The sequence below is a fragment of the Kribbella sp. NPDC004875 genome, assembly GCF_042873375.1.
GTDB lineage: Bacteria > Actinomycetota > Actinomycetes > Propionibacteriales > Kribbellaceae > Kribbella.
Genome location: NZ_JBIALI010000006.1, coordinates 303,106 through 328,106 on the forward strand (window position 1 = coordinate 303,106; position 25,001 = coordinate 328,106).

Sequence of the window (25,001 nt, forward strand, 5' to 3'; positions counted from 1 at the left end):
GGGTGTGTCCGTGATTCCGACCTGGATCTCGATCGTCGGCGTCGTGGTGACGGTGCTGAGTCCACTGCTCGCTCTCGGTGGCGTCGTTCTCGGGTCGTACCTGGTGCGCAAGTCCGACCGGGAGCTCGACACCTGGCGGCACCGCGAGGAGACGATGCGGATGGTGCGCTGGGCGGTGGAGCAGATCCTCGAGGGCGAGGACGCCGGGACCGACGCCGGCGTGGTGACGCTGCGTTCATTGATGCGGTCGGAACTGTTACAGCCGGAGGACTACGATCTGGTCGCCGCGCTGACTGCCGCGGTAGCGATCGACCGGGTCGGTGCGACCGCGTACGCTGATATCGCGGACGCGGATATCGAGGTCGTCGAGGGAGACAGTGACCATGGCTGAGAAGAAGACCGTGAAGGTCTCCCGCCAGGCGGTCGAGCTGGCCCGGTTACACGTCGAGGCCGCCCGCAAGGCGGGCCGCAAGCCTGACGCCGGCGTCGCCCGGATCGCCGGCGCCCGCCCCGACAACGGCCCCGCGACGGCCGCCCCGGCCCCGGCCTGAACCGCACCCTGGCCGAACAGCTGTTTCAAACGTTCCGGGTATCGGACGTGCCCGTACGGTCCGGCACGTCTGGTCGGCGGCACGCCGGGGAGCGCCTAGACTGATCGCCGGCCGCTCCGGTGGCGTACGGTGCACTTCGTGGTTACCGTCGCGTCGCTCCCTGTTCCCGACCACGGCCGGATGAACCCGTGATCCGCTTCGAGAATGTGTCCAAGACGTACGAGGGCCAGACCAGGGCCGCTCTGCTGAACGTCAACGTCGAGATCGAGAAAGGCGAGTTCGTCTTCCTCGTCGGTACCTCCGGGTCCGGCAAGTCGACGTTCCTTCGCCTGGTCCTGCGTGAGCACCGGACCACCAGAGGCCACATCATGGTCGCCGGTAAGGACCTGAACCGGCTGGCGAGCTGGCGGATCCCGCAGATGCGCCGCCAGATCGGCACCGTGTTCCAGGACTTCCGGCTGCTGCCGAACAAGACCGTCGCCGAGAATGTCGCGTTCGCGCTGCAGGTGATCGGCAAGCCGCGCTCGCACATCCGCAAGACGGTCCCCGAGGTGCTCGAGCTGGTCGGTCTGGACGGTAAGGAAGACCGGCTCCCCGACGAGCTGTCCGGTGGTGAGCAGCAGCGGGTGGCGATCGCCCGCGCGTTCGTGAACCGGCCGATGATCCTGATCGCCGACGAGCCGACCGGAAACCTCGACCCGGGGACGTCGGTCGGCATCATGAAGCTGCTGGACCGGATCAACCGGACCGGCACCACGGTCGTGATGGCCACCCACGACGTGTCGATCGTCGACCAGATGCGTAAGCGCGTCATCGAGCTGGAGAACGGTCATGTCGTCCGCGACGAGTCGCGCGGCGTCTACGGCTACCAGCACTGACCGCCGACCCCAGGGACTGACTGAAGAATGCGCCTGAACTACATCCTCTCCGACCTCGGGATCGGCCTGAAGCGGAACCTCTCGATGACGATCGCGGTCGTCGTCACCATCTGGGTCTCGCTGTCGCTGTTCGGCAGCGCGCTGCTCGCCCGCGAGCAGGTCGACCTGATGAAGGGGAACTGGTACGACAAGATCCAGATCTCGGTGTTCCTGTGCACCAAGGACTCCGGCGGCCGCGGCTGTTCCGGCGCCGAGGTGACCCAGGAGCAGAAGAACCGGATCCAGCAGGTCATCACGACCAACCCGGACACCGCGCCGGACGGCGTGTTCTCGGAGTCGAAGAAGGAAGCGTTCGACTCGTTCAAGAAGCTGTACAAGGACTCGCCGATCGTCAGCACGGTCACCGAGGACCAGATGCAGGAGTCCTTCCGGGTCAAACTGAAGGATCCACAGCGTTATCAGAACCTGGTCAGCGCGGTCGCCGGCCTCCCCGGTGTCGACACGGTGCAGGACCTCAGGCAGTACCTCGATCCGTTGTTCAAGGCCCTCAACGGGTTGCAAGTCGGGGCGCTGATCGCGGCCGCGTTGCTGCTGGTCGCCGCCCTGATGCAGATCTCGAACACGATCCGCTTGGCTGCGTACGCCCGGAGACGGGAGATCGGCATCATGCGCCTGGTGGGCGCGTCGAACTTCTATATCCAGCTACCGTTCCTCCTGGAGGCGGTGCTGGCCGCCTTGGTGGGCGCGGTCTTTGCCTGCGGCACCTTGTGGGTCGGGGTGTACTTCGTGGTGATGCAGCGGGCCCAGGAGACGTTCCGCGTCTGGCAGTGGGTCGGCGCCACCGAAACCTTCCGCGCGACCCTGATCATGGTCGTCGTCGGCCTGATCCTCGCGGTGATCCCGACATTCCTCACAACGCGGAAATACCTCAAAGTCTGACCCGGGTGACTTATCGTGCAGTATCAGGAGTCACAGCAGTAACTCCTGTACCGCACAACTTCATCCAGAGCAAGGGGTCGACCTGTGGTCCCGCACTTCCCCGGTGCGAACCCGCCTGAGCGGGGGAGCATCAAGCGAGACGACAGCACCGGTACCCCCGCCACGCCGTACCCGCGATCACGCACGCGACCGCCGGGCCGGCAGACGGTGGTTGCCGCTTGCTGCCTTGTCCTGTCCCTGTCCGCCGGTGTCCTGGCGGCGGTTCCGTCCGCTCCGAACGCGGAGGCGAAACCGCCGGATCCAGCCGCCAAGAAGAAACAACTCGACTCGAGGATCAACCAGTCCAAGGCTGATCTCGACGACGCGTCCGACCAGCTCGGCAAGTCCGTTGCCGCGTACAACCAGGCCGTGACGAAGTACCAGGCCGTCCAGGTCCGGTACGCCGCCGCGCAGGGGCAGCTCGCCGCCGCGAAGGCCGCCGATGCGGTTGCCGCCGGCAAGCTCGCCGCCGCCGAGGCAGCCCTCGGTACGGCGGTCGCGGACGTCGCCGCCGGTGAGAAGCTGATCGGCGAGAAGCGCGCCGTGGCGGGTCGCGCCGTACGGTCGGCGTACCAGCAGCAGAACAGCCTGGTCGGGTTGTCGATCGCGCTGCGCGGTGCCGCGCCGGCCGACATCGCCACCGGGATGCAGGTACAGCGGAACGTCTTCGGTATCCAGGGCAACGCGATCACCAACCTGAACAACGCGCAGGCGCAGCTGGCCAGCAAGCGGGTCCAGGTCGCCGCCGCGGAGAAGGCCGCCGAGACGGCCCGCGCCGAGGCCGCCGCGACCGTGAAGCAGGTCACCGAGCTGACCAAGCAGGTGGCGGCCGACCGGGCGGCGGCTGCCGCGATCGCGAAGGTCAAGCTGACCGCGTTCAAGGCCGCCGAGAAGGAGAAGAACTCCGAGCTGGCGCAGTACAACTCGCTGCTCCGGGAGCGGAACCGCGTCCAGCAGATGCTGATCGCGCAGGCGAAGGCCGAGAAGGCCGCGGCCGCGGCCCGGAAGGCGAAGGCCGAGGCGGCGGAGCGGGCGAAGGCGCGCAAGGAGCACCGCAAGCCACGCGACGTACCGGACCCGGTGCCGAGCGGCGACGGGCGGCTCGGATACCCGGTCAGCAGCTACATCACGTCGCCGTACGGGATGCGGTTCCACCCGGTCCTGCACATCTGGAAGCTGCACGACGGCACCGACTTCCGCGCCCCCTGCGGTACGCCGGTCCGCGCCGCCGCCGACGGTGTGGTGACGGACAAGTACTACAACGGTGGTTACGGGAACCGGTTGTTCATCTCACACGGAGTGATGGGCGGTCACTCGATCACCACGGTCTACAACCACCTGTCGAAGTACAAGGCTCATGTCGGTGAACGGGTGCGGCGCGGCGAGATCATCGCCTGGTCCGGGACGACCGGGTACTCGACCGGCTGTCACCTGCACTTCATGGTCTACAAGGACGGCAACGTGGTTAATCCCATGGGGTGGTTGTAGGCGATCTGGGATACTGGCCGGATGGTGAAACAGTCCGGCCGGGAGAAGCCGATCGCGCAGAACCGTAAGGCGCGACACGACTACCACATCGACGACGTGGTGGAGGCCGGGCTGGTGCTGACCGGGACCGAGGTCAAGTCCCTGCGGCAGGGCCGGGCCTCCCTGGTCGACGCGTTCGCCGCGGTCCGGGGCAACGAGCTCTGGCTGCAGGGCATGCACATCCCGGAGTACAAGCACGGCACCTGGACCAACCACGAGCCCCGCCGGACCCGGAAGCTGCTGCTGCACAAGGACGAGGTGCAGAAGCTGATCCGCGCCGTCGAGACCCAGGGCGTGTCGCTGATCCCGCTGTCGCTGTACTTCAAGGACGGCTACGCGAAGGTCGAGCTCGCCACCGGCCGCGGCAAGAAGGACTACGACAAACGCCACGCCCTCGCCGAACGCCAAGCGAACCGCGAGGCCCAGCGGGCCCTCTCCGAGCGCCGGCGCTAGGTCGGGCCGGAGGCCGACCGGCCGTTCCGGGTCCGGTCAGGGGTGCGTCCGGGGCGAACCCGATGGGGCACACGGCCGGTGACACGCAGAGTGGAAGCATGTCCACTTCAGAGCTGCTGGTGACGCCGGCCCAACGCGACCGCGCCGTCGAGATCCTGAAAGAAATGTACGCCGACGGTCGGCTGGACCACGCCGACTTCGACGCCCGGCTCGAGCTGGCGCTGAAGGCGCGGACCAGGGCCGAGCTGAACGGTACGTTCAACGGGCTGGTGTCGCGCCCGGTCCCGACGTACGCGCCGGCCGCGTTCACCCGGCCGGCCCCGGTGCAGACCTATCGCGGTGACGGCCGGGGGATGGGGACGATCGCGCACTGGCTCGGGTACCCGACCTTCTTCGTCGGCCCCGCGCTCGTCGTCGCCACGACCGGCCAGAAGAATCCCGCCGTACGCCGGCACGCTGTCGAGGCGCTGAACTTCCAGCTGACCGCCTTCGGGGCGTTCGCGCTGCTCGGGATCATGACCGGGTTCACGCACGGCTTCCTCGGCTTCCTGTTCCCGATCCTCGGCATCCTGTGGTTCCTGCTCACCGGCATCGGCGGCCTCGCGACCGCGGCCGGCGCGAAGTTCCGCTACCCGTTCACGCTGCGCCTGATCAAGTAGGCCCTACGCTGCTGGGATGAGTGAACCGGTCGGCGCACGGTGGGAAGTCGCGGCGTTCCTCGGGTTGACCGCGGCGACCGGGTTGATCGACGCGGTGAGTTATCTGAAGCTCGGACATACCTTCGTCGCGAACATGACCGGGAACGTGGTGTTCCTGGGGTTCGCGGTGGCGCCCGAGTCGGGGTTCAGGCTCGGGCCGCCGGTGGTGGCCGTCGTCGGCTTCGTGCTCGGGTCGCTGGCCGGGGGGCGGACGGCCCGCGCGATGGAGCGCCGGCCGCGACGCTGGCTCGGGACGGCCTTCGGGGTGCAGGCGGGGGTCCTGCTGATCTGCGGGCTGCTCGTCGGCCTCGGCGTCCTCGAGACCACCGGCGGTACGTCGTACCTGCTGATCGTCGCGCTCGCGGCCTGCTTCGGCCTGCAGAACGCGACCGTCCGGCACGCGGCGCCTCGTGACATGACGACCACTGTGCTCACGCTGACCCTGACCGGGCTGGCCGCCGACAACACGCTCGGTAACGGCCGCCCCGCCAAGCCGTACCGTCGGCTCGGCTCGATCGCCGCGATGCTCGCCGGCGCCGCCGTCGGCGCACTCCTGCTCCAGGCCACGACCGCCTGGGTCATCGTCCTCGCCGGCACCCTCGTGGCGCTGGCCGCAGCGATCTTCCGCCTCGCCCCGGCCGGCTGACGGCCGGCTCCGGGAATGTGAGGTGCGGGTGCTCTGTTGGACTTGATAGTGTGGATCTTCCACCGCCCCCCGGGGCCGGTGGGAGTTTGACAACTCAACAGGGGGTGAACGGTTTCGACTTTGGACGTATGTTCCAAGGGAAGCGGGCCGAGGATCCAGGGTTATCTCGTTAACGATCTCTGGAAACCAATAACTGCCAATTCAAACCGCAGTAGCTTCGCTCTCGCCGCCTGACGGCCTGAGCACTTAAAGAAGCGGTCAGCCTGGGGATGCTCTCGCCCCAGTTCCTGGCCTCAGCTAGAGAGCTTGCTTTGCTAGCCCGGTCACGGGGTTAGCACGGGACATTTACAGTGACTGAGCCTGTCAGCGCTATGTCTGTGAAAACGCTGGGGCTGAGAAAAGCGCCAACCAGACTGCGCCCGGAGAAGCCTTGAAGCAACGCCGAAGGACGCGGGTTCGATTCCCGCCACCTCCACCCCTCGAGAAGTGCCTGGTCAGAGCAACATCGACCAGGCACTTCTTCGTTGTACGACCACGGGTGTGTCGGATCCCGCAACTCCTGCTCGTGCTACACGTCCCCAGGTCCGCGCCCACCGGCGGCCGTCACTCGGCGTGAGCAAAGGCGTTCCGGAACGTGAATCTTGCCGTTCTGGGCAGATACCGGGGTGCTGGCGGGTTATGTCAGTGGGGTGTCAGCCGGGTGCCAGCGGATCGGGGGATGGTGGGGCCGTGAAGCAGGGAGGTTGGGGATGAGTGGGGTGCGGTCGGGTGCATGGCGACGGGACCTGGTCGTGGCGGGGGACGACGCCGCGGTTGAAGTTTTGAGTATGGGGGCAGGCCCCGGGGTGGTGGTGATCCCGGGGAACAACCGGCGGGCCCATCACTACGAGGCGCTGGCGCGTGGGTTGGCGGGGGCGCAGACCGTGCACGTGATCGAGCGTCGCGGCCGAGGGGCGAGCACGGCGCAAGGATCGTCGTACGGCGTGGGGACCGAGGTCGACGATGTCGTGGCGGTGATGGAGCACACCGGTTCGCAGGTGGTGTTCGGGCACAGCTACGGCGGGTTGATCGCGTTGCACGTGGGGTTGCGGCGGCCGCTGGACGCGTTGATCGCCTACGAGCCGGGCGTCAGTCTCGACGGCTCGTTCGACGCCAGTTGGCTGGACACCTTCACGCGGCTGGTCGGCGACGGCAAGCAGGTCGCGGCGATGACGACGTTCCTCAAAGGCACGGATCTGCTGCCGTTCCACGCGGCCCCGTTGCTCTGGGCGATTTCCTTGCTGATGCTGCGCGGACCGGGCGGACGTGAGACGCGGGACCTGATGCCGCTGACGCCGGCCGAGATCGGCGAGATCGTCCGTCTCGACTCCGACGGCAGCCGGTACGCCGGGATCGCGTCGCGCACGCTGATGCTCGGGGGCGAGCGGTCTCCGGCGTACCTGACCGGTGTGCTGCCGCGACTGGCCGGGATCATGCCGAACGCGGAGTACGCGATCCTGCCCGGGCTCGATCACAACGCGCCGGACGAGAACGCCGCGGATACGATTGCGCAGCAGATCCGGCAGTACCTGGTGCGTGGTGAACGGCACGGGTACGGCGTCGCGCACGACGTCGGTGTCGCGCGCTCGACTGCCAATCCGTTGCCGACCTAACCGATCAGTTCAGTGCGCCGGCGATCAGCTCGTCGGAGAGGATGCGCAAACGTTCGCGCGCGTCGGCGTCGTACGCCTGCGCATTCGCGCGCGCCTCGCGGAGACCGTTGAAGTAGCGGCCGGTCGGCAGGTTCGGCGCGGTGATCAGCCGCATCGTCGCGTCGGCGCCCTCGGCAACCGTGCTGATCGGGCTGACGCCGCTCTGGTTCACCATCGTGGTGTCCATGAACGTTGCTGGGTGCAACGAATTGACGGTGACGCCGTCGAGTTCGGCGGCGAGATCGATGGTGAACATGATCTGCGCCAGCTTGCTCTGCTGGTACGCCGAGAACGCGTCCCAGCCCCGCTCCATCATCGGATCGTCGAAGTCGATCGCCTGCTGGCCTGCCGACGCGACGTTGACGACCCGGCCGCTGGGCGCGAGCTGCGGGAGCAGGAGCCGGGTCAAGCGGTATCCGGCGAGGTAGTTGACCGCGAATCGCAACTCGACGCCGTCGGCGCTGACCTCCCGCGTCGTACCGGGCCGGCCGCCGCCGATGCCGGCATTGTTGACGATCACGTCGAGCTCGCCCGTGATGCCCTCGGCAAGTTTGTCGACCGCACGCAGGCTCGCCAGGTCGGCGAGCAGGACCTCAGGCGGAGGACCGCCCGCGGCGACGATGTCCGCGCGTACGGTGTCCGCGCGGCGCGCATCGCGCCCGTGGATGAGGACGCGAACTCCCGCCGTACCCAATCGGAGGGCCAGTTCGCGTCCCAGACCGTCCGTCGCACCGGTGATCAGAATCGTCTGCATGTTGTCAGCCTAGGTCGCGAGGAGAAACACGCTCTTTCCGATCAGCCACAGCCCGACGGTGACCGCCACCGCGATCACCACCTGGTCCCGGTGCCCGCCCAACCAGCGGTTCAGGGCGTCGAGCCGCGCCCTTGCGGGTTCCCGCCTCAGGGTCACATAGGTCTGCATGCTGAGGTAGCTCGCCGAGGCGAGCAGGCAGAACAGGGTCAGCGTGACGATGGTCGACGTGTTCGACAGGTCCGCCGAGGCAACCGTTGTGACGCCGGCCGCGACCAGCGGCCACGGCTGGAGCAGGAAGCCGATTCCCATCGCCGCGAAGAAGCCGAGATCGTCGACCTTCGCCATCCAGCGAGGTGGCTGCGTCGGCCGGCCGCGATGCTTCCGCGTTCGCCACGCGACCGCCAGCAGCGCAATGCCGAGCAGGATCTTGATGATCAACACCGCCGTGGACGGTGTCGAGCCTGTCGCGGGCGGCTTGCCACTGGTGAAGACGAGCGTCAGGACCACCAGACCGACCAGGGTGAGCAGCCAGCCCAGGAGGAACCCGAGCCCTTTCCGGGTGCCCTGCTGCGGGCTGAGCAACAAGAGAATGTACCCGCTCATGGGCAGGGGTTCGAGCGTGATCGCGAGCCCGATGAGAATCAGGTCGAACGTCATGACTTCGCCATCCCGCGACGCCACGCCGGGCCGCCCAGGTGCACCCACGGCGGGGACCGCCTGGCGCCTACGGTCCGTCATTCGCCAGGCGGCGGCATCACCCTGAGGGAATGATCAGCGATCTCGGTCAGCGCAGGTCGCGGAACGTTCGTTGCAGGTCGTCGGTCCACTCGGCCGGGAGCTCCCAGGGGATGAAGTGACCGCCGTTCGGGTGCGCTGTGATGTTGACGTGGTTGTACCAGGCGGCCCGGTCGCTCGCGAGAAAGTTCTGCACGCGGTCCTGCGGTGTGCTGACGCCCGGCGGGTTCTCGTACCCGACGAAGGTGATGCCGGTCGGCGCCTCGATCGCGGGCATCCGGTCGTGCGACGGCGTCCACGGGTAGCGGTTGTTGTTCGCGTACGTGCGGATCGAGGTGTCGATCGCATCGCCGGCCCAGTAGATCGTCGCGTGGGTGAGCAGGTCGTCGTCGGAGAACGCCTTGTCACCCTCCGACCATTTCTGCCACCGCTCGAGAATCCACGCGAGCATCCCGGCGGGCGAGTCGGCGAGACCGAAGCCGAGCGTGCTCGGGTCCAGGACATGGGTGGCGAGATGCGACGCGAACCGGCGGTCCATCTCGAGGATCCGGGCGTGGATCTCCGGCGGCAACCCGTCCGGAATTGGGTGCCCGCCGCTGAAGTCCCACCCGCGATCGCCGTTGAAGAACGAGAGCTTCAGCGCCGAACCGATGTGGATCCCGTAGAGCTCATCGGCGTACTTGTGGCCGAGTTGCCCGGTCACCAGCGCGCCGACGTCACACCCCGCGGCGGCGTACCGCGGAAATCCGAGGATGCCCGTCATGAGTTCGTGCCAGATGTCGGCGATCTTCCAGAAGTTCATGTCCGGCCGCGTCGGCGTCGAGAACCCGAAGCCGGGCAGCGACGGCACGATGACGTCGAACGCGTCGGCCGGATCCCCGCCGTACGCCGCGGGGTCGGCGAGCCGGTCGATCACCTTCGACCAGTGCCAGAACGTCCACGGCCAGCCGTGACTCAGGATCAACGGGATCGGGCGCGGGCCGACGCCGGGCTTGCGCAGGAAGTGCACGGGTACGCCGTCGACGTCGACGCGGTAGTGCTCGTACGCGTTGATCGCGCGTTCGGCGGCGCGCCAGTCGAAGCCGTCGGCCCAGTATTCGACGAGCGGTTGCAGCTGGGACCGGCGTACCCCGTAGAAGCCGTCCTCGTTGCCCGCGTCGCGCGGCCACTTGGTCGCGCGCAGGCGCCGACGGAGGTCGTCAAGGACGTCGTCGGGTACGTGGACAGGTGTGGGCGTCGGGGTCATGGCGTCTCCTCGGCGAGCTCGGTGAGGCGATGGAGTACGTCGACGGAGCCCGCGAGGACGGCTCGTTCCTCGGGGGTCAGTTGGTCGACGAGGTGAGTCAGCTTGGCGACGCGATTCGCGTGCCGGGACCGGACGATCTGACGGCCGGACCGCGTCAGCGAGATCAGGCTGGCGCGGCCGTCGGCCGGGTCGGGGCGGCGTTGCAGCAGACCGTCTTGCTCGAGTTTCGCGACCAGGCTGGTCAGCGCGGGCTGTTTGAGCTGCTCGGTCGGCAGCAGGTCGGTGAGCCGCAGTGGGCCGCGGCGATCGAGCGTGTGCAGCACGGACAGCGTGGAGAAGTTGAACTTCCGCACCGAGGGGAGCCGGATGAAGATCGTGTTGAAGTCCTCGATGACGGTGGTCAGCCGATCGACGTCCAGGTCGGTCATGCGGGCGACTATATCAATTTTCGATGTATATCTTTGCGTGAGTTGTCCGGCCCGGTTGCTGCGGCAGGTCAGCTGCTCAGGGTGACGCCGGAAACCGCGAACGTGGTGTTTCCGGACTTGAACGTCAGCGCCGCCGCGGTCGCACTGTCCGGCAGATGGCCCTTGAACGTGATCGAGCCGTGCTCAGTACCGCCGGCGGCGATCTTTCCCGGCCAGGCGCTCCGGCCGCTGTCCGCGCGCAACGCCGTACCGTCGGCCGCCGTGAACGTCGCACCGTCGATCGGGATCGTGAACGGCTCCTTGCCGGCGTTCCGGATCGCGACCTCGACGCGGGTGAAATGGCTGGTGTACGTGACGTTCTCGACGGTGATCGTGATGCCGGAGCCGGTCTTCGCCACGGGTTTGATCAGCCGGTCCGCGCCGGACTCGTTGCCGGTCAGGTAGCCGGCGACGTACTTCGTTCCCGCGGTCACCGCGAACCCGCCGACGCCGACCCCGACGAGTACCACCGCGATCGCGATCAGGATCGACACGTCGAACCGGCCGGGCCGCTCGTCCTTGGGCGCGGCCGCGTCGAGCAGTGCGAGCACCATCCCCACCACGAGCGCGATCCCCGGCGGCACGAGCCACCGCAGCGCGCCACTCGGTCCGTCGGAGAAGAAGGTGACGATCAGATTCACGATCAGCCCGAGCACGATCACACCACCGGCCGCAATCAGCACCCGAGGCAACCGCACCGTCCCAACGGCCTCGTCATCCCCACCAAACTCAGCCACCCGCCGATCCGCGCCGGCCCGCCGCTGGTCGCCGCCGGGTCCACGTTGGTCCGCGCCGTTTTCAGGTTGATCTGCGCCGGTGTCGCGCTGGCTCCAGCCCGTTCCGCGTTGGTTGGGGCCTTGGTGCGGGCCGGGGCCGATGGTTTGGCCTGGGTCTACGCCGTGCGAGAGCTGTCCCGCGGCGTACCCGTACTGGTCTTCGTCGGCGCGCTGGTCTCCGCGGGTACGCCGATCCGCTGACCGCCGATCTCCACCAGGTGAGCGTCGATCCTTTCCAGCGCGCCGATCCGCGCCCCGGCGATCCATTCCGCTCGAGTCGGGCCAGCTGTCCGACTCGTTCCAGTTCGGCTCCGACTGATCGATCCGCCCCGAAACCTCCCAAGGCGACCGCGCCGGCTCCGGATGATCCGCCGACGGATAAGCCGCCCACGTCTCCCCGTCCCGCACATCCTCGAACCCCGGCACAATCCCAGCCGCCCCGTACCCCCGCTCACCCGAGTCGCCCCGCCCAGGCCCAGACTCCCCAACACCCCCGAGGTACCCGTCGTCCCCGACAGACGCATCGTCCCCCGGAAACACCCCATCCCCGTCGTACCCATCCTCCGCCCCATCCCCACCACGCCCGCCGTACGCCGGCTCCCCACCGTCCCCACCACGCGTCGCAAACGACGAGTTCGCGGGCCCCGCGCCGGCGCCAGAGAACTGCGAGTTCGCGGGGTTGGCGTCGGCTCCGGGGTACGGCGTGTTCGCGGCGTTCTCGTCGTGCGTTGCGAACGGCGAGTTGGTGGGGGCTGCGTCGGCGCCAGGGAGGGGTGAGTTCGCGGGGTTGGCGTCGGTTCCGGGGTACGGCGTGTTCGCGGCGTTCTCGTCGCGCGGCGCGAACGGCGAGTTCGCGGGCCCCGCGTCGGCGCCAGGGAACTGCGAGTTCGCGGGGTTGGCGTCGGCTCCGGGGTACGGCGTGTTCGCGGCGTTCTCGTCGCGCGGCGCGAACGGCGAGTTGGCGGGGGCTGCGTCGGCGCCAGGGAAGGGTGAGTTCGCGGGGTTGGCGTCGGCTCCGGGGTACGGCGTGTTCGCGGCGTTCTCGTCGCGCGGCGCGAACGGCGAGTTGGCGGGGGCCGCGTCGGATCCTGGGAACGGTGTGTTTGTGGGGGCCGCGTCGCGGGCGGGGTGCGGTGCGTTTGCCGGGTACTCCGCGTTTTCGCTGTGTGCGTCGGCCGCCTGCGGCGAGTTGTCGGCGTACGTGTTGTTCGCGGGCTGCGCTGAGGTTCTCGGGTCGCCGGCGTATGGCTCGCCTGCGCCTTGGGCGGCGCTTCCGGGGTGATCGCCGGCGTTTGGCCAGGGGTCTTCGAGTGCTTGTGGGTCGGCCCACCGGCCGCCGGCGGGCGGGTATTGGTCGGCGCCAGGTGCGTCGTACCCAGTTGGTCCACTTGCCGCCGGGTTGGGCGCGACGCGGTTGGCGGGAGGGTCGATGCTGAAATTGGCGAACGGGCTGGGCACAGCGGGGTCGCCCGCGCCGGGACCGGACGGTGCGGACGCGCTGCCCGCCGGCCCATTGTCGGTGAACGGGCCGGCTGACGCCGAGCCGCCGGCGAATGCACTGTCTGCGAAGGATCTGGCTTCACCGGGGTCGCCTGCGGCGGGACCGGAGGGTGCGGCTGCTGTGCCTGCGGCTGATGCGGCGTGTGCCGAGCCTGCGGGAGGTGGGGATGCCGGGGATGCGGCAGGTGGGGTGGACTCCGGCGGTGGGGTGGAGGAGTGGTGGGCGTCGGGGGTGATGGATTTGTAGAAGGTCAGGACTGAGCGGCCGATGTGGATTCGGTCGCCGGTGTTCAGGGGAGTGGGGGCCGTGAGGCGGCGGCCGTTGAGGCCGGTGCCGTTGCGGGACTCGTCGTGGAGGGTCCAGGTGCTGGGGTCGTCGCGGGTGAGGCGCGCGTGGATGCGGGAGATCTGGTCGTCGGCCTGTAGCCGGATGTCGGCGTTCGAGGCTCGGCCGATGGTGAACGTGTCGGTTCCGGGCGGGAGCGTCCACTGCTGCTCACCGAGTGACAGCACGAATTCGGTTTCCACTCACACCCCAGCCGGCGTCATCCTGATCGCGATCCGTCGCGCCGTACCAGGGGCGTCGTCGCCCCCGCGGCAGCCAACTCGTCTGCGCGATTCTGCCATCCACACCCGCCCCAGACCACCAGCGGGTCGCTGACTCCGCAACTTCATTTCGGCACCCACCCCCCTCGGATCGTGATGAATCTCAGGATCCGGAAGGGTTTGTCAGCTCTTGGTAGCGATGACAACGCGGTCAGTTGTCATGGGGGTGCCAACGGCACGACAGCGCCTTGTTCGGGTGTGACGCCGGGCATAGTGTCCAGCCCGCGCGATTCATCGGGGACGGATGAAAGGGGGGCTTTCCGCAGCAGAACCGATGGACAGGCCGGAGGTCCCAGGCGGAGTGGTGCACCGTCTGCAGCCCGGCCAAGGCGCAACCCGCCCAGCACCCGATGAACGAGCGAAGCGAGTTCATCATTCAGTACCTCGCGAAGGGACCAATACCAATGGTCTTGTTTCAGCGTTCCCGAAAGCCTGCCGTCGTCCTCGGGGTGACCAGCCTCGCGGCGGCAGCACTCGCCGGACTCGGTACGTCGGCGGCCGGCGCGACCACCGCCGCGCAGGCTGCCCCGCCGCCCCGGCCCTCGCAGGCGCAGTCGAAGACGTTCGCCGCCGACTCCGCGTCCTCGCTGGTCGCCGGCCGGCCGAGCGCCCTGCACGCCTCGAAGGACGACAAGTTCACCGCGAAGCCGGTGATCTCGGAGCAGTCCGGGCTGCAGTACGTCCCGTACGAGCGCTCGTACAAGGGCCTCCCGGTCGTCGGCGGTGACTTCGTCGTCGTCACCGACTCCAAGGGGGCTGTGAAGTACACGTCGGTTGCCCAGAGCACCGCCGTACCCGAGTTGTCGACGGCCGCCAAGGTGACCGCCGGTGCCGCGCAGAAGACCGCCGACAAGCAGCTGAAGCGGGTCGACTCCTCGACCACGCCGACCCTGTCGGTCTACGCCCTGGACGGTACGCCGAAGCTCGCCTGGCAGTCGCGGGTGAGTGGCAGCAACGGACATGACCCGTCGAGCCTGTCGGTGTACGTCGACGCGCAGTCCGGCAAGGTGCTCGGTACCAAGGAACACGTGATGGCCGGCAACGGTACGGCGGCGTACAGCGGCCCGAACCCGGTACACCTGGACACCACGCTGTCCGGCAGCACGTACTCGATGAAGGACCCGAACACCACCAATCAGTCCTGCCAGGACGCGGCCAACAACACCACGTTCTCCGGCCCGGACGACAACTGGGGCAACGGCACCGCCAGCAACAAGGAGACCGGCTGCGTCGATGCGCTCTTCACGGCGCAGACCGAGCGGCACATGCTGACCGACTGGCTCGGCCGGAACGGCTTCGACGGCAACGGCGGCGGCTGGCCGATCCGTGTCGGCCTGGACGACGAGAACGCGTACTACGACGGCACCCAGGTGCAGGTCGGTCACAACACGGCCGGTGGCTGGATCGGCTCGATGGACGTGGTGGGCCACGAGCTCGGCCACGGTATCGACGACCACACCCCGGGCGGCATCTCCGGCAGCGGCACCCAGGAGTTCGTCGCCGACACGTTCGGCGCGGCCACCGAGTTCTACAGCAACCAGGGCTCGGCCTACGACCCGCCGGACTTCTACGTCGGTGAAGAGGTCAACCTGGTCGGCAGCGGCCCGATCCGCAACATGTACAACCCGTCGGCGGTCGGCGACCCGAACTGCTACTCGAGCTCGATCCCCGGCTCCGAGGTGCACGCCGCGGCCGGTCCGGGCGACCACTGGTTCGTACTGCTCTCGCAGGGCAGCGGCGGCAACCCGAACGTGCCGACCTGCAACAGCTCGTCGGTAACCGGTCTGGGCATTCAGAAGGCGATCCGGATCATGTACAACGCGATGCTGATGAAGACCAGCAGCAGCTCGTACCTGAAGTACCGGACCTGGACCCTGACCGCGGCGAAGAACCTGTACCCGGGCAGCTGCACCGAGTTCAACACGGTCAAGGCTGCGTGGGACGCGGTCAGCGTTCCGGCCCAGTCGGGTGACCCGACGTGCAGCACCAGCGGTGGCGTCACGGTCAGCAACCCCGGCAACAAGACCGGCACCGTCGGTACGGCGATCGGCTCGTTCACGCTGACCGCCACCGGTGGAACCGCGCCGTACACCTGGTCCGCGACCGGTCTGCCGGCCGGCGTCACCATCGGCTCGTCCACCGGCACCGTGTCCGGTACCCCGACCGCGAGCGGCACCTTCAACGTCACCGCGACGGCGACCGCGAGTGCCGGCGGCTCGGGCAGCACGTCGTTCACCTTCACGATCAGCGGCGGCACCGGCAGCTGCTCCGGCCAGAAGCTCGGCAACCCGGGCTTCGAGACCGGTACGGCGGCGCCGTGGTCGGCGTCGACCGGGGTGATCGACAACACCGCTTCCCAGCCCGCCCACGGTGGGACCTGGAAGGCGTGGCTCGACGGCTACGGCCAGACCCACACCGACACGCTGAGCCAGTCGGTCACGATCCCGGCCGGATGCTCGGCGACGCTGTCCTTCTACCTGCACATCGATTCCGCGGAGACCACCACGTCGACGCAGTACGACAAGCTCACGGTGAAGGCCGGCTCGACCACGCTGGCGACGTACTCGAACCTGAACAAGGCGAGCGGTTACTCGCTCAAGTCGTTCAACGTCTCGTCGTTCGCCGGCCAGACGGTGTCGATCAGCTTCACCGGCACCGAGGACAGTTCCCTGCAGACCTCGTTCGTCATCGACGACACGGGTCTCAACCTGAGCTGACCAGCTGCTGAAACGAACCGGCCGCCGTACCCCATCCAGGGGTACGGCGGCCGGCTCGCGTGATGAGCCAAAGGTCAGCCGAGCGTCATTCGGGGCTCGCCGTTCACCAGACCGGTGCCCGCGATCGTGCAGGTGCCGCCGCGGTTCTGGGTGTAGGTCTGGCGGACGCAGGAGCGCAGCGCCAGCTGGGCCCAGTAGTTGGGGTGCAGCGACTCCTGGATGAAGTAGTCGGAGCCGGCCGTAGTCACAGTGCGAATCTGGTTGATCCACTCGGTCTTGTCCACGGCGGTCTGTTGCGTCCACGAACTGAGGCCGACCTCCTCGTACAGACCGACGGTCTTCTCGCAGAGCCGACGGCCGTTGAAAGCGGACTGAAGTTCCAGAAGACGGGCGTTGGCCAGACCCGACTGACCGATCGCGTCCCGGACGGTGTTGTTGATGGTGACGAGCGCGGTCGCGTTCGCCCAGTCCGCGTCGGCGTTCCAGAACCCGCAGCCGCCGGTGCTCTGCCGGGTGTAACCGCTCTGTGAGTACCGGAACCCGCTGGCGGACGGGATCGGCGACGGATAGGTCTGGACGACGAGGTTCCAGGACGTGTCGCCGTACCCGGCGTTGCGCATCGCGGTGCGGACGTTCTGGAACGCGGTCGCGATCCTGCCGCGGACCGTGCTGATGTTCGCCGCGGTGAAGTTGGCGACGACCGACGAGTCGTCGCGGCAGTAGTCGGGGTTCCAGGACGGCGACAGCAGGAAGTCCTGCACGCACTGGGTGACGATCGACGCGAAGTTGAAGTCGTTGCCGCCGATCGAGACCATGACCTGCTTCACGTTGTGGCTCGCCGCGAACTGCTGCAGCAGCTTCGCCTGGCCGAGGTTGCCGGCGCCGTCGTCGTAGAAGTCGATGCCGGGCTTGAAGTAGTCGCCGGTGCTGGTCGTGGTGCGCGCGCCGGAGCAGGCGAGGTTCAGCCCGCCGACCCCACCGCCGATGTACGCCTCGGCGGACTGGCTGCGGTGGCAGCGCGGGATCTGCTCGGCGGTATGGCTCGCGTTGTCGTGATACGCGTGCGCACCGAGTGCGTCGGCCGGCGCCTCGGAGTCGTTCGAGCTCCCGGCCCACCGACCGGCCTCGCCCGAGATGTAGGAGTCCCCGACCGTGACGACGTACGGCGTTCCCGAGCCGGGACCGTCGGCCTGGGCCGGGGGAGCGACCAGGCCGAGCCCGGTCAGGGAGAGTAGGAGGATTGCTGCGGACACTCGACGACTTCTCGGAGTTTTCATCACCCGGAAGGCCTCTCTCGCCGGAGTTCGGTGACCGTCAGGACCCCCACCCGATCACCGTCGCGAGCAATGTACTTCCGGGTAACCACTCTCAGATAGACCCAGCGTGCTGACACGTTTGCGCCCTGTCACCGCCGTGTCAGCTCCCGGGAAGGTTGAGCTCCCGGTGCTCCGAATGTGATGGCGTGGGCGTCCGGGGTCGGGCAGCATGGCCGCGTGGCAGTCCAGGGTCCGCAGTTGCCGGTGGGTACTCAGGTGGTGATCCGGGTCGCGGCGCCGGACGACCAAGGCGGTACGGCGCAGCGCGGGGCGACCGGCCGGGTGGCCGGCATCACCGCTGACGGGCGCTACGCGGTCCGGCTCGTCGACGGGCGGGAGACGGTCGCCCAGCGCGATCAGTTGAGCCTGCGGACGGCGTACCAGGACGAAGCGATCGAGTTGGATCAGCCCGATGGCGATCGCCTGGTGCGCGAGCACACGATCTACGCCGCGGTGGTCGGCTCGCGCGCGTTCGGGCTCGACACCGATCAGTCCGACACCGACACACGCGGGGTGTACGTCGCCCCGACCGAGGCGTTCTGGTCGCTCGCGAAGCCGCCGGCCCACGTGGACGGACCGGAGCCCGAATGGTTCTCGTGGGAGGTCGAGCGGTTCTGCGAGCTCGCGCTGAAGTCGAACCCGAACCTGCTCGAGGTTCTGCACTCGCCGCTCGTCGTCCGGCAGACCGCGCTCGGTGAGGAATTGATCGGTCTGCGCCGATCCTTCCTGTCGCAACTCGCGTACCAGACCTACTCCGGCTACGTGCTCAGCCAGTTCAAGAAGCTCGAGACCGACTTCCGCCGTGACGGGTCGCCGAAGTGGAAGCATGTGATGCACCTGATCCGGCTGCTGCTCTCGGCCCGCGAACTGTTGCTCGAAGCAACCCTCGTCGTGGACGTCGGCCTGTATCGGGAACGGCTGCTCGCGGTGAAGCGCGGCGAGCTGCCGTGGGACGACGTGGAGCGCTGGCGACTGAAGCTGCACGAGGAGCTCGACGACGCGTTGCGCCGTACGGTCCTCCCGGCGACCCCGGATGTCGCCAGCGTCGACGCCTGGCTGCGATCGGTGCGGAAGCGGAGTCTCGGTGACGCGTGACATGCGGGAGCTCGACTACGCCGAGCTGCGGACCATCATGGGGGAGCAGCCCTACCCGTTGCTCTTCGCAACGGTTTCCGGCGCGCACCTGTACGGTTTCCCGTCCCGCGACTCCGATGTCGACCTGCGCGGTGTCCACGTGCTGCCGGCCGCCGAGGTCGTCGGCCTGCGGCACGGCCCGGAGACCCTCGACCACACCTGGTTCGAGAACGAGGCCGAGGTCGACCTGGTGACCCACGACCTGGCCAAGTTCATGCGGCTGATGCTCCGCCGCAACGGCTACGTGCTCGAACAGGTGCTCTCACCACTCGTCGTCAGTACGCCGGAACACGCGGAGCTCGTCGAGCTCGCGAAGGGCTGCATCACCAAGTGGCACGCGCATCACTACCGCGGTTTCGCGAAGACCCAATGGGAACTGTTCGGCAAGAAGCACGAGCTGAAGCCGCTGCTCTACACCTTCCGGGTGCTGCTGACCGGGATCAACCTGATGCGAACCGGAGTTGTGCAGGCCGATCTGCGTGAGCTGCTCGACGGGGCGCCGGCGTATCTCCCCGACCTGATGGCCGCGAAAGCCGAAGCCGAACACGCCCCGTTGGAAGGCCCGTCGGGGGAGCAGCTGTCCGAGGATGTCAGTCGCCTGCAGGCCGCCCTCGACGAGGCGGAGGCGACCAGCGTCCTGCCCGACCGGCCGACGGCTGAGCCCGGCCTGCACGACCTGCTCGTCCACGCCCGCCTCGGATAGCGGTTACCTTCCGCTGTGCTGACAACGGCGGACAGTCGTAGGCTATTTACTTAACTTCGTGAAGCATTGACATTGCGGCTGTCGCGGTAAATAGTTCCGTCCTGAAATCAATCAGAAAGCAGAGTGAATCAACAGTGTCGAACATCGAGATTCTGCAGCTCCGGGCCGGTGGGGTCAGCCTGGTGCTGGACTGTTCCGGTCCGGCCCTTCCTTCCGTCCTGCACTGGGGTGCGGACCTGGGCGAGTTGACCGCGAACGCTCTGCTCGAACTGCGGCGCGGCGCCGGCGCGGTGCAGGACGGCAACGGCCTCGACGACAACCGGGCGATCGCGATCGTGCCGGAGTACTCGGCCGGCTGGTTCGGTCTTCCCGGTCTGAGCGGTCACCGCGACGGGCAGGACTTCTCCGCGAGTTTCCGGCTCACCAGCGTCGTGCAGACCGGTAACACCGTGCGGGTCGACGCCGAGGATGCCGACGCGGGTCTCGCGATCCGGCTCACCATCGAGCTGACCGACTCCGGTCTGGTCCGCGCGCGGGCCGACCTGACGAACACGGGTGCGACGGCGTACACCGTCGACGGGCTGCTGCTGGCGCTGCCGGTGCCGACCGAGGCGACCGAGCTGCTCGACATGACCGGCCGCCACATCGGCGAGCGGCACCCGCAGCGGCACGCGTTCACCCAGGGCGCGCACATCCGCGACAACCGCCGCGGCCGCACCGGCGCCGACGCGACCCTGCTGCTGCTCGCCGGTACGCCGGGCTTCGGCTTCCGCACCGGCGAGGTCTGGGGCGTGCACACCGCCTGGAGCGGCAACCACCGCTCGTACGCCGAGCGCGGCATGAGCGGGTACGCCGTGATCGGCGGCGGCGAGCTGTTGCTCCCGGGTGAAGGGCGCCTCGAGCCGGCCGGTACCTACAGCACGCCATGGATCTACGGCTCGTACGGCGTCGGGCTGGATCAGGTCTCGCACCGGTTCCACGACTATCTGCGGGCCCGTCCGAACCACCCGAAGACCGCGCGGCCCGTCGTACTGAACACCTGGGAGGCCGTGTACTTCAACCTCGACCTGGAGAAGCTGAAGGCGCTCGCCGACGCGGCCGCCGAGGTCGGGGCCGAGCGGTTCGTGCTGGACGACGGCTGGTTCCGCGGCCGGCGCGACGACCACGCCGGGCTCGGCGACTGGTACGTCGACGAGGAGATCTGGCCGAAGGGTCTGCATCCGCTCGTCGACCACGTGAAGAGCCTCGGCCTGCAGTTCGGCCTCTGGGTCGAGCCGGAGATGGTGAACCCGGACTCCGACCTCGCCCGCGAGCACCCGGACTGGATCCTCGCCGCCGGCGACCGGCTGCCGCCGACGGCGCGGCACCAGCAGGGCCTGAACCTGGGGATCCCGGCCGCCTACGACTACATCCTCGAGCGGCTGGACAGCATCCTCGGCGAGTACGACATCGCCTACCTGAAGTGGGACCACAACCGCGACTTCGTTGATGGCGGCAACCAACTGACGGGTACGGCGGGAATTCACGAGCAGACCGTGGCGGTGTACCGGCTGATCGACGAGCTGAAGCGCCGGCACCCGGGCCTGGAGATCGAGTCCTGCTCGTCCGGCGGCGCCCGCGTCGACCTCGGGATCCTGGAACGCACCGACCGGATCTGGGGCAGTGACAGCAACGACGCGCTCGAGCGGCAGACCATCCAGCGCTACACCCAGCTGCTGCTCCCGCCGGAGCTGATCGGCTGCCACGTCGGCCCGCCGCGTGCGCACACCACCGGCCGCACGCAGACCCTGTCGTTCCGTGCGATCACCGCGCTGTTCGGTCACTTCGGAATCGAGTGGGACATCGCGTCCGCGAGCCCGGAGGAGCGCGAGGAGCTCAAGGGCTGGGTCGCGCTGCACAAGGAGCTGCGGCCGCTGCTGCACACCGGTCAGGTCGTCCGTGCGGATCGCGGTCCCGAGGACGTGCTCGTCCACGGTGTCGTGTCCCAGGACGGTGCCCGTGGCGTGTTCGGCGTCGTACAGGTCAAGCAGTCGGTGACGTCGGCAGTGGGCCGGGTGCGTCTGCCCGGACTCGACCCGCAGCGGACGTATCGCATCAGCAAGGTCACGACACCCGGCGCCGAGTCGCGGTCCGCGGCCTGGTCGGCGGACGGTGGAAGCGTGGAACTGAACGGCGCCGCCCTCGCCTCCGTCGGTGTGCTGATGCCCGCGCAGTGGCCCGAGAGCGCGATCTTGCTGGACGTGACAGCGGCCGGGTAAGCCCGCCCGGCCGCGCGACAACAGAAGGAGATCCCCCGTGACCGCCATCACCAACGCACCACCCGACACCGACCGAAGTCACGGGGGACAGGCCGCGCCGCCGGGGCGGCGGCGCAGCCTGGGAGACCTCAAGGTCGCGCTGATCTTCCTCGCCCCGGCCACGCTCGGGTTCGTCGTGTTCTACATCTGGCCGACGCTGCGTGGGGCCTACCTGAGCTTCACCGAGTACAGCCTGCTCTCGGCGCCCAAGTTCAACGGGCTGGCCAACTACGAGCGGATGGTGCACGACAGCTTCTTCTGGAACGCGCTCGGCGTGACGGTCGAGTACGTGGTGATCAACATCGGCCTGCAGACCGTGCTGGCGGTCGGGATCGCGATGCTGATGTACCGGCTGACCAAGTCGATCACGGTCCGCGCCGTCATCCTCGCGCCGTACCTGGTCGCGAACGTGGTCGTCGCGCTGGTCTGGTACTGGATGCTGGACGTGCAGGTCGGCGTCGTGAACACGTTCCTCGGCTGGGTCGGGATCGATCCGATCGCGTTCTTCGGGGACTCGCACTGGGCGATCCCGACGGTCGCGGGGATCAACGTCTGGCGGCACATGGGCTACACCGCGCTGCTGGTCTTCGCGGGACTGCAGACAATCCCGTCGTACGTCTACGAGGCCGCCGAGGTGGACGGATCGACCGAGTGGAAGACGTTCTGGCGGATCACGCTGCCGCTGCTGCGGCCCGTTCTGGTGATGGTCCTGGTGGTCACCATGATCGGGTCGTTCCAGATCTTCGACACGGTCGCGGTGACCACACAGGGCGGTCCGATCAACGCGACCCGGGTCATCTACTACTACATCTACGAGCGCGCGTTCACCCGGTTCGACTTCGGGTACGCGTCGGCGATGGCGCTGGTGCTGTTCGCGATCCTCGCGGTCGTGTCACTGCTCCAGTTGCGCCTGCTGCGGGCGAAGGAGAGTGATCTCGCATGAGGCGGCAGGTGAGTGTTGGGCGTACGGTCGCGTGGATCCTGTTGTTCGTCCTGCTGATCGTCACGCTGTTCCCCTTCTACTGGATGCTGCGTACGGCGTTCTCCGACAACACGCAACTCCCCGGCCACCCGAACTCGTTGCTCCCGGTGGAGACCACGCTCGGCGCGTTCAAGCGGGTCCTCGGGTTGGCGTCGATCGAGGAGGCGCAAGCTCAGGGCGGCTCCGGCGCGGCGGTCAACTTCTGGCTGTACCTGCGGAACTCGTTGGTGGTGGCAACGGTCACGACCGGGTGCCAGGTGTTCTTCAGCGCGATGGCGGCGTATGCGTTCGCGCGGTTGCGCTGGCCCGGACGGGACAAGGTGTTCGCGCTGTTCCTGGCCGCGCTGATGGTGCCGCCGATCTTCACCACGCTGCCGAACTTCGTGCTGATCAAGAACCTCGGACTGCTGAACAGCTTCGCCGGCATCATCCTGCCGGGCGCGTTCATGACGCCGTTCGCGATCTTCTTCCTCCGGCAGTTCTTCCTCGGCATCAACCGGGAGCTGGAGGAGGCGGCGATGATCGACGGGGCCGGGCACCGGCGGATCTTCTTCGGGCTGATCATCCCGATGAGCGCGGCGCCGATCGCGACACTGGCGATCCTGACCTACATCAACTCCTGGAACGACTACTTCTGGCCGTTGCTGGTCGGCCAGCAGGACAACGTCCGGGTGCTGACGGTCGCGCTGGGTGTGTTCCGGTCGCAGACACCGCAGGGCGGACCGGACTGGGCCGGCCTGATGGCGGCCACGCTGATCGCGGCGCTGCCGATGATCATCCTGTTCCTGGCCTTCGCCAAGCGGATCACCAACTCCATCGGCTTCTCGGGGATCAAATGATGCTCTCACGAAGGACCCTGCTGAAGGCAGGCTTGGCGAGTCTCGCCGTACCGGCCGTTGCCGCCTGCAACAACGGTGCCACGGCCCGGGGCGACGGCGAGATCATCTACTGGCTGTGGGACTCGGCGCAGCTGCCGATGTACACCGAGTGCGCGAAGCTGTTCGAGCAGCAGAACCCGCAGTACAAGGTGAAGATCGAGCAGTACGGATGGAACGACTACTGGTCGAAGCTGGTGACCGGGTTCATCTCCGACACCGCGCCGGACGTGTTCACCGGGCACTCGTCGAAGTACCCGCTGTTCGCCGCCAAGGGGCAGGTGCTGCCGATCGACGACTTCGTCTCCCGGGACAACGTCGATCTGGGCATCTACCAGAAGGGCCTGGCCGATCGCTGGATCGGTGCCGACGGCAAGCGGTACGGTCTGCCGAAGGACTTCGACACCGAGGTCTACTTCTACAACAGCGCACTCACCGAGGCGGCCGGGATCAGCGCCGAGCAGCTGAACTCGATGACCTGGAACCCCAAGGACGGTGGCACGTTCGAGCAGATCGTCCAGCGGCTGACGGTCGACTCGAAGGGCCGTCGCGGCGATCAGCCCGGGTTCGACAAGGGCAACGTCAAGGTCTACGGGCTCGGGTACGCCGACGCCGGTGGTGGCGACGGGCAGACCAGCTGGAGCTGGTACGCCGCGAGCAACGGGTGGAAGTACTCCGAGGGTGAGCCGTGGGGGACCAAGTTCTTCTACGACGACCCGAAGTTCACCGACACCATCGGGTGGTGGCGGGGCCTGATCACGAAGGGGTACATGCCGACGTACGCGCAGGCGAAGTCCGGCGTGGACGTGACCACCTCGTTCGGCGCCGGGAAGTACGCGATCACGCCGAACGGTTCCTGGATGCTCGGCACGTACGGCGAGCTGAAGCAGGTGAAGACGAAGCTCGCGCGGCTGCCGATCGGGCCGGTCGGGAAGCGGCTGTCGATGATGAACGGACTCGCGGACACCATCTGGGCCGGGACCAAGCGCCGGGACGCGTCGTGGGCCTGGGTGAAGTTCCTCGGTTCACAGGCCGCGCAGGACATCGTCGCCAAGGCCGGCGTGGTGTTCCCGGCGGTCGCGGCGAGCCTGCCGGCCGCGAAGGCGGCGTTCGCGAAGAGCGGGTGGGACGTCACGCCGTTCCTCGAACCGGTCGAGGCGGGCGACGTGTTCCCGTACCCGGCGAACCCGAACGCCGCGGACGTGACCGCGGTGATGACGCCGGCGATGGACGCGGTGATGTCGTTCGAGGCCGAGCCGGCTTCACTGGCCAAGGCGAACGACGACGTGAACCAGATCTTGTCGGTAAACAGCTGAGGCAACAGCTGAGGCAACAGCTGAGGCAACAGCTGAGGGTAAACCCTGGGCCCGACTACGCCCGGGGGAGTACGCCGTACTGCGTCCAGCGGTGCAGCGTGCTCCTCCGGGGGTAGCGCAGGTGTCGCCGCTGAGGCGACGCGGGACAGGGGTGC

23 protein-coding genes, 1 other RNA gene and 1 pseudogene are annotated in these 25,001 nt (G+C 68.0%); 18 read left to right on the plus strand and 7 right to left on the minus strand.

The annotated features are described in order from the left end of the window. The first annotated feature begins 10 nt into the window (after nt 1-10). The 10 genes from ACFYRH_RS31905 (at nt 11) to ACFYRH_RS31950 (ending at nt 7,383) form a co-directional block, all read left to right on the plus strand. Nucleotides 11-391, plus strand: coding sequence for a hypothetical protein (locus ACFYRH_RS31905; protein ID WP_387783090.1), 381 nt, complete (start codon nt 11-13; stop codon nt 389-391). After that, on the plus strand, nt 384-551 hold the full coding sequence (locus ACFYRH_RS31910; RefSeq protein ID WP_387783092.1) for a hypothetical protein: 168 nt from the start codon (nt 384-386) through the stop codon (nt 549-551). Before ACFYRH_RS31905 ends, ACFYRH_RS31910 begins: the two co-directional genes overlap by 8 nt. A 188-nt stretch (nt 552-739) precedes the next feature. Further along, nucleotides 740-1,429 (plus strand): cell division ATP-binding protein FtsE, encoded by a 690-nt coding sequence (gene ftsE, locus ACFYRH_RS31915; protein WP_387783094.1) that lies wholly within the window; start codon nt 740-742, stop codon nt 1,427-1,429. Between the two features lie 27 nt (nt 1,430-1,456). Continuing rightward, nucleotides 1,457-2,368 carry a permease-like cell division protein FtsX gene (gene ftsX, locus ACFYRH_RS31920; RefSeq protein WP_387783096.1) on the plus strand — a complete coding sequence of 304 codons (912 nt, stop codon included), beginning with the start codon at nt 1,457-1,459 and terminating at the stop codon, nt 2,366-2,368. Between the two features lie 84 nt (nt 2,369-2,452). Next, a complete protein-coding gene (locus ACFYRH_RS31925; RefSeq protein WP_387783097.1) occupies nt 2,453-3,895 on the plus strand; it encodes a M23 family metallopeptidase in 1,443 nt (480 codons plus the stop codon). Nucleotides 3,896-3,916: 21 nt separating this feature from the next. Beyond that, nucleotides 3,917-4,387 carry an SsrA-binding protein SmpB gene (gene smpB, locus ACFYRH_RS31930; RefSeq protein ID WP_387783099.1) on the plus strand — a complete coding sequence of 157 codons (471 nt, stop codon included), beginning with the start codon at nt 3,917-3,919 and terminating at the stop codon, nt 4,385-4,387. Between the two features lie 98 nt (nt 4,388-4,485). After that, on the plus strand, nt 4,486-5,046 hold the full coding sequence (locus ACFYRH_RS31935; RefSeq protein WP_387783101.1) for a DUF1707 and DUF4870 domain-containing protein: 561 nt from the start codon (nt 4,486-4,488) through the stop codon (nt 5,044-5,046). Nucleotides 5,047-5,062: 16 nt separating this feature from the next. Continuing rightward, a complete protein-coding gene (locus tag ACFYRH_RS31940; protein ID WP_387783103.1) occupies nt 5,063-5,731 on the plus strand; it encodes a YoaK family protein in 669 nt (222 codons plus the stop codon). Nucleotides 5,732-5,831: 100 nt separating this feature from the next. Further along, nucleotides 5,832-6,209, plus strand: a transfer-messenger RNA (tmRNA) gene (gene ssrA, locus ACFYRH_RS31945). A 271-nt stretch (nt 6,210-6,480) separates the two neighbouring features. Next, nucleotides 6,481-7,383: an alpha/beta fold hydrolase gene (locus ACFYRH_RS31950; RefSeq protein ID WP_387783105.1), complete on the plus strand. Its 903-nt coding sequence runs from the start codon at nt 6,481-6,483 to the stop codon at nt 7,381-7,383. Nucleotides 7,384-7,387: 4 nt separating this feature from the next. On the opposite strand, the gene ACFYRH_RS31955 is transcribed toward ACFYRH_RS31950, so the two are convergent. From ACFYRH_RS31955 to ACFYRH_RS31975, 5 genes are all read right to left on the minus strand, one after another. Beyond that, a complete protein-coding gene (locus tag ACFYRH_RS31955; RefSeq protein ID WP_387783107.1) occupies nt 7,388-8,176 on the minus strand; it encodes an SDR family NAD(P)-dependent oxidoreductase in 789 nt (262 codons plus the stop codon). A gap of 9 nt (nt 8,177-8,185) precedes the next feature. Next, complete coding sequence (locus tag ACFYRH_RS31960) at nt 8,186-8,833, minus strand: GAP family protein (RefSeq protein ID WP_387783109.1); 648 nt, start codon at nt 8,831-8,833, stop codon at nt 8,186-8,188. 127 nt (nt 8,834-8,960) lie between these two features. After that, nucleotides 8,961-10,157 (minus strand): epoxide hydrolase family protein, encoded by a 1,197-nt coding sequence (locus ACFYRH_RS31965; protein WP_387783111.1) that lies wholly within the window; start codon nt 10,155-10,157, stop codon nt 8,961-8,963. Beyond that, nucleotides 10,154-10,585 carry a MarR family winged helix-turn-helix transcriptional regulator gene (locus ACFYRH_RS31970; RefSeq protein WP_387783113.1) on the minus strand — a complete coding sequence of 144 codons (432 nt, stop codon included), beginning with the start codon at nt 10,583-10,585 and terminating at the stop codon, nt 10,154-10,156. Before ACFYRH_RS31970 ends, ACFYRH_RS31965 begins: the two co-directional genes overlap by 4 nt. 68 nt (nt 10,586-10,653) lie before the next feature. Next, entirely contained in the window at nt 10,654-11,361 is a 708-nt protein-coding gene (locus ACFYRH_RS31975; RefSeq protein ID WP_387783977.1) for a hypothetical protein, read from the minus strand. Between the two features lie 826 nt (nt 11,362-12,187). Between ACFYRH_RS31975 and ACFYRH_RS31980 the strand changes: the two genes are divergently transcribed. Further along, nucleotides 12,188-12,682, plus strand: coding sequence for a hypothetical protein (locus tag ACFYRH_RS31980; RefSeq protein WP_387783978.1), 495 nt, complete (start codon nt 12,188-12,190; stop codon nt 12,680-12,682). Between the two features lie 470 nt (nt 12,683-13,152). Here ACFYRH_RS31980 and ACFYRH_RS31985 read toward each other — a convergent pair. After that, nucleotides 13,153-13,428: pseudogene (locus ACFYRH_RS31985) on the minus strand (FHA domain-containing protein); the annotation flags it as partial. A 482-nt stretch (nt 13,429-13,910) separates the two neighbouring features. Here ACFYRH_RS31985 and ACFYRH_RS31990 point away from each other — a divergent pair. Next, on the plus strand, nt 13,911-16,223 hold the full coding sequence (locus ACFYRH_RS31990) for a M4 family metallopeptidase (RefSeq protein WP_387783115.1): 2,313 nt from the start codon (nt 13,911-13,913) through the stop codon (nt 16,221-16,223). 74 nt (nt 16,224-16,297) lie between these two features. Here the strand turns inward: ACFYRH_RS31990 and ACFYRH_RS31995 are convergent, their stop codons facing one another. Continuing rightward, nucleotides 16,298-17,476, minus strand: a complete 1,179-nt coding sequence (locus ACFYRH_RS31995; protein ID WP_387783117.1) for a hypothetical protein — start codon at nt 17,474-17,476, stop codon at nt 16,298-16,300. 240 nt (nt 17,477-17,716) lie between these two features. Here ACFYRH_RS31995 and ACFYRH_RS32000 point away from each other — a divergent pair, with 240 nt between their 5' ends. The 6 genes from ACFYRH_RS32000 (at nt 17,717) to ACFYRH_RS32025 (ending at nt 24,846) form a co-directional block, all read left to right on the plus strand. Continuing rightward, a complete protein-coding gene (locus tag ACFYRH_RS32000) occupies nt 17,717-18,634 on the plus strand; it encodes a DNA polymerase beta superfamily protein (protein WP_387783119.1) in 918 nt (305 codons plus the stop codon). Then, nucleotides 18,624-19,376 carry a DNA polymerase beta superfamily protein gene (locus ACFYRH_RS32005; RefSeq protein ID WP_387783121.1) on the plus strand — a complete coding sequence of 251 codons (753 nt, stop codon included), beginning with the start codon at nt 18,624-18,626 and terminating at the stop codon, nt 19,374-19,376. Before ACFYRH_RS32000 ends, ACFYRH_RS32005 begins: the two co-directional genes overlap by 11 nt. A 134-nt stretch (nt 19,377-19,510) precedes the next feature. Next, complete coding sequence (locus tag ACFYRH_RS32010; protein WP_387783123.1) at nt 19,511-21,634, plus strand: alpha-galactosidase; 2,124 nt, start codon at nt 19,511-19,513, stop codon at nt 21,632-21,634. Between the two features lie 37 nt (nt 21,635-21,671). Further along, nucleotides 21,672-22,616 (plus strand): carbohydrate ABC transporter permease, encoded by a 945-nt coding sequence (locus tag ACFYRH_RS32015; protein ID WP_387783125.1) that lies wholly within the window; start codon nt 21,672-21,674, stop codon nt 22,614-22,616. Then, nucleotides 22,613-23,494, plus strand: coding sequence for a carbohydrate ABC transporter permease (locus tag ACFYRH_RS32020; RefSeq protein ID WP_387783127.1), 882 nt, complete (start codon nt 22,613-22,615; stop codon nt 23,492-23,494). The genes ACFYRH_RS32015 and ACFYRH_RS32020 overlap by 4 nt, the downstream gene beginning before the upstream one ends. Then, complete coding sequence (locus ACFYRH_RS32025; protein ID WP_387783128.1) at nt 23,494-24,846, plus strand: ABC transporter substrate-binding protein; 1,353 nt, start codon at nt 23,494-23,496, stop codon at nt 24,844-24,846. The genes ACFYRH_RS32020 and ACFYRH_RS32025 overlap by 1 nt, the downstream gene beginning before the upstream one ends. The last annotated feature ends 155 nt before the right edge of the window (nt 24,847-25,001 follow it).

What these genes read in the sequence shown, in the direction of transcription:
- ACFYRH_RS31910 (WP_387783092.1), top strand. Translation starts at nt 384, where the DNA reads ATGGCTGAGAAGAAGACCGTGAAGGTCTCCCGCCAGGCGGTCGAGCTG.
- ftsX (WP_387783096.1), top strand. Translation starts at nt 1,457, where the DNA reads ATGCGCCTGAACTACATCCTCTCCGACCTCGGGATCGGCCTGAAGCGG.
- smpB (WP_387783099.1), top strand. Translation starts at nt 3,917, where the DNA reads ATGGTGAAACAGTCCGGCCGGGAGAAGCCGATCGCGCAGAACCGTAAG.
- ACFYRH_RS31935 (WP_387783101.1), top strand. Translation starts at nt 4,486, where the DNA reads ATGTCCACTTCAGAGCTGCTGGTGACGCCGGCCCAACGCGACCGCGCC.
- ACFYRH_RS31940 (WP_387783103.1), top strand. Translation starts at nt 5,063, where the DNA reads ATGAGTGAACCGGTCGGCGCACGGTGGGAAGTCGCGGCGTTCCTCGGG.
- ACFYRH_RS31950 (WP_387783105.1), top strand. Translation starts at nt 6,481, where the DNA reads ATGAGTGGGGTGCGGTCGGGTGCATGGCGACGGGACCTGGTCGTGGCG.
- ACFYRH_RS31955 (WP_387783107.1), bottom strand. Translation starts at nt 8,176, where the DNA reads ATGCAGACGATTCTGATCACCGGTGCGACGGACGGTCTGGGACGCGAA.
- ACFYRH_RS31960 (WP_387783109.1), bottom strand. Translation starts at nt 8,833, where the DNA reads ATGACGTTCGACCTGATTCTCATCGGGCTCGCGATCACGCTCGAACCC.
- ACFYRH_RS31965 (WP_387783111.1), bottom strand. Translation starts at nt 10,157, where the DNA reads ATGACCCCGACGCCCACACCTGTCCACGTACCCGACGACGTCCTTGAC.
- ACFYRH_RS31970 (WP_387783113.1), bottom strand. Translation starts at nt 10,585, where the DNA reads ATGACCGACCTGGACGTCGATCGGCTGACCACCGTCATCGAGGACTTC.
- ACFYRH_RS31990 (WP_387783115.1), top strand. Translation starts at nt 13,911, where the DNA reads ATGGTCTTGTTTCAGCGTTCCCGAAAGCCTGCCGTCGTCCTCGGGGTG.
- ACFYRH_RS32020 (WP_387783127.1), top strand. Translation starts at nt 22,613, where the DNA reads ATGAGGCGGCAGGTGAGTGTTGGGCGTACGGTCGCGTGGATCCTGTTG.
- ACFYRH_RS32025 (WP_387783128.1), top strand. Translation starts at nt 23,494, where the DNA reads ATGCTCTCACGAAGGACCCTGCTGAAGGCAGGCTTGGCGAGTCTCGCC.